A 3,542-nucleotide genomic window follows, 5' to 3' on the forward strand; every position below is an offset into this window, starting at 1 on the left:
GAACAGATGCGCCGAAATTTGAAGCTCGAAAGGTATATTTAGCGAATACCGGCCGTAACCCAACGCATCGGCTTATGGCGGTTCAACGACTTCGATTGTCGGGTTACGCTCTATCGGGCTTTTGTGCCCTGGGTAACCCCGGCCTACGCAATCGCACCGCATCAGCTGGCATTCACTGAACAGCTACTTTTAGCGGCGATAAAAACTAGCGGTATTGGTCTATTTCTTTTAAGCGTATCGCCAAACGCAAGCGGTCGTCGACTTCAAATTTTCTGAAAATGGAGGACAGATGGGCTTTGACGGTGCGCTCGGAAATATTCATGGCTTCGGCTATGCCGCGGTTGTTTTCGCCCAGCCGTATCATATTGGCCACTTCGATTTCCCTGGCCGACAGGGATTCGGACATGCGTATCAATTTGTCGCGCTCTTCCAGCGACAAATGCTTATTGTTGTTGGAATGGAGTTGGCCGGTGAGTACCCCGATCACTTTGGGCACCAAGGACCGGCGGATCCAGATATCGCCTTTCAGGATGCAGTCGACCGCGCGTTTCAATAGCTGGGCGGCTTCCGATTCTTCGCAATAGCCGGCGGCGCCGTGCACCATAACCTCGATCTGTTTGTGCTCTGGCCAATTGCAGCCCATGACCAGGAAACGGGTGTTCGGTTTGGTCAAAACAGCCAACAGACTGGCATCTTCGTCCAGCTTGCGGGCATCCAGGATAACCGCATCGGCCTGGTAGTCGGTTCGCGCATTCAATAATCTGTTGACGCTATGATCGGCTATCAAGGCGTGCATCCACTCGGCTGCCAGCTGGGGATTATTGGAATAAATCAAAATATTGGCCACGGCGAAATGTTCGGTTAAAAGTCAATCTGGGCAAGGATGCATAAATGATCCCATTTCAACGAACATTCAACAAGCACTGAGTTTAACGTTAGGTTATTCATGCGCGCCATTAAGCCAACGGGCCCTCAGTTTGTCGCGGTGTATATACAGCCATTGAATGGCGATGATGGGAATACCGGACTCGATTTTGCCGTCTTCCAGCATTTGAAACACCTCGTCGAATTTAACTGCGGTTACGTGTATGTCTTCGTCTTCTTCCGCCAGACCGTGCACGCCGCCGACCGCCCGGCTATCCACCCGGCCGCAGAATAGGGTGATGCGTTCAGAACAGCCGCCGGGCGTGGTGTAAAACTGCTGAATTTCGATCAGTTGTTCGATTTCGCAACCTGCTTCTTCCAGCGCCTCGCGGTAGGCGACTTCTTCCGCCGTTTCGCCTTCTTCTATCGCGCCGGCCACGATTTCGATCAGCCAGGCGCGCCGCGGCCGTAGCGCCGCGCCGACCCGGAATTGTTCGATCAACACCACTTCGTCCCGTTCGGGATCGTACAGCAATACCGCCACGCAATTGCCGCGCCGGAACAGTTCGCGGGTAATCGGCCGGCTCCAGCCGCCCCTATATAAGGTATGTTTCAGGGTGTATTGTTCCAGGCGGAAAAAGCCCTGGTAAACGGTTTCTCTTGCCAGGATTTCAAACTGTTTTTCGCTCACTTTTTATACTCGACCTTATAAATCACGCCCAGTTTGTCGTCGCTGACCAGCAAACTGCCGTCCGGCATCTGCAACACGTCCACCGGCCGCCCCAACACCTGGCCGGACGCCGTCAACCAGCCGGAAATAAACGCTTGCTCGCTAAACGGCTCGCCTTGGCTGAATTTGACCAAGGCCACTTGGTAACCTTGCGGCACGCTACGATTCCAGGAGCCGTGTTGGGCCACGAACAGCTGCTTGTAATAGTGCTCGGGAAATTGCTGGCCGGTGTAAAAGCGCATGCCCAACGGCGCAATATGGGCTTTATAGCGCCAGACCGGGCCTTGAAATTGGCCGCATTTCATTTTAGCGCCGAACTCCGGATCGGTAATCGCGCCGGCATGGCAATAGGGAAATCCGTAATGCAGATTGGCGCCGGTCCACTGGTTCAATTCGTCCGGCGGCACGTCGTCGCCCAGATTATCGCGGCCGTTATCGTTAAAAAACAGATGATGGGTGCCCGGCTCCCAATCGAAGCCGACGGTGTTGCGAATGCCGTTGGCCAATATCTGAAAACCGCTGCCGTCGGCATTGATGCGAAACAACGACCCGTAGAGCTTATCTTCCGGGTTGCAAATATTACAGGGCGCGCCAATGGCGCTATACAACTTGCCGTCCGGCCCGAACTTGAGATATTTCCAACCGTGGTGTTTATCGGACGGCAATTTATCGAACACCACACTGGGTTTGGGCGGATTGTCCAGATTGGCTTCTATTTCATCGAAACGGATGATGCGGTTGACTTCCGCGACATACAAAGCGCCGCTTTTATAGGCCACCCCATTGGGCAGATACAATTCCTTGGCCAGCGTAAAACGTTGTTCCGCCACCCCGTCGCCGTCGTTGTCCCGCAGGGCGTAGACATTACCGTCGCGAGTACCGACGAACAGCACCCCGCGTTCGCCCAACGCCATTTGCCGGGCATTCGGCACATCGCCGGCATAAATGGAAATCTTAAACCCGTAAGGTAAACGCAGTTGCTTCAGAACGGCCTCATGCTCGGGTTTTACCGCCAGACAGAGCGGGGAAACGGCCATTAAAAACAATATCGCCTTTAAACCTTTCATTTTTCAGTCCTCTAAAATAAACTTTGCCGCATCTTACCACTCCAACACTTGAATTTAACTATTCAGCACCCACCTCGTTTCCATCACCACAACACAGGATACTTAAAATGATGAGAATATTGCTGTTTATGGCTACCAACGTGGCCATCATGATTGCGATTACAATAATTTTTAACCTTCTGGGCCTGAAAAGCACCCTGGATGCGCAAGGCGTCGACCTGAACCTTGATGCCTTGCTGGTCATGTCCGCCATCATCGGCATGACCGGCTCGATCATTTCCCTATTCATGTCCAAATGGTCGGCCAAAAACGCCATGGGCGTGCATGTGATCGAACACCCGCAAAACCAGACCGAACAATGGTTGCTGAGCATCGTTGCCAGACAGGCCCAACAAGCCGGTATCGGCATGCCCGAAGTGGGTATTTTCCAGGCCCCGGAACCCAATGCCTTCGCCACCGGCGCCAACCGCAACAGCGCGCTGGTCGCCGTCAGCACCGGTTTGCTGCAAAGCATGAGCGCCGACGAAGTGGAAGCGGTGGTCGGCCATGAAATCAGCCACGTCGCCAACGGCGACATGGTCACGATGGCCTTGATGCAGGGCGTGGTGAATACCTTTGTGTATTTCTTCGCCACCATCATCGGCCACATCGTCGACCGGGTGGTGTTCAAAACCGAACGCGGCTACGGGCCGGCGTATTACATCACCCAAATGGTGGCGCAAATCGCCCTGTCCATTCTGGCTTCCATGCTGGTGATGTGGTTCTCGCGCTACCGCGAATTCCGCGCCGATGCCGGCGGCGCCAGCCTGGCCGGCCGCCAGAAAATGATTTCCGCCCTGCAAGCCTTGCAACGCTCGCACGAGCCGGCGCAATTGCCGGGC

Annotated in this window: 4 protein-coding genes; 1 reads left to right on the forward strand and 3 read right to left on the reverse strand. The window is 54.4% G+C overall.

What is annotated here, in order from left to right; translation table 11 throughout:
* Positions 1 to 205: 205 nt before the first annotated feature.
* From NP596_RS20520 to NP596_RS20530, 3 genes are all read right to left on the reverse strand, one after another.
* A complete protein-coding gene (locus NP596_RS20520) occupies positions 206 to 847 on the reverse strand; it encodes a response regulator transcription factor (RefSeq protein WP_256617249.1) in 642 nt (213 codons plus the stop codon).
* A gap of 93 nt (positions 848 to 940) precedes the next feature.
* Positions 941 to 1,555, reverse strand: a complete 615-nt coding sequence (locus NP596_RS20525) for an NUDIX domain-containing protein (RefSeq protein ID WP_256617250.1) — start codon at positions 1,553 to 1,555, stop codon at positions 941 to 943.
* A complete protein-coding gene (locus NP596_RS20530; protein WP_256617251.1) occupies positions 1,552 to 2,661 on the reverse strand; it encodes a PQQ-dependent sugar dehydrogenase in 1,110 nt (369 codons plus the stop codon). Before NP596_RS20530 ends, NP596_RS20525 begins: the two co-directional genes overlap by 4 nt.
* Before the next feature lie 107 nt (positions 2,662 to 2,768).
* Here NP596_RS20530 and htpX point away from each other — a divergent pair.
* The coding region (htpX, locus tag NP596_RS20535) for a protease HtpX (protein WP_256617252.1) at positions 2,769 to 3,542 on the forward strand (774 nt) is incomplete at its 3' end.

Origin of the sequence: Methylomonas rivi, from assembly GCF_024505165.1 — a bacterium.
Classification (GTDB): Bacteria; Pseudomonadota; Gammaproteobacteria; order Methylococcales; family Methylomonadaceae; genus Methylomonas; species Methylomonas rivi.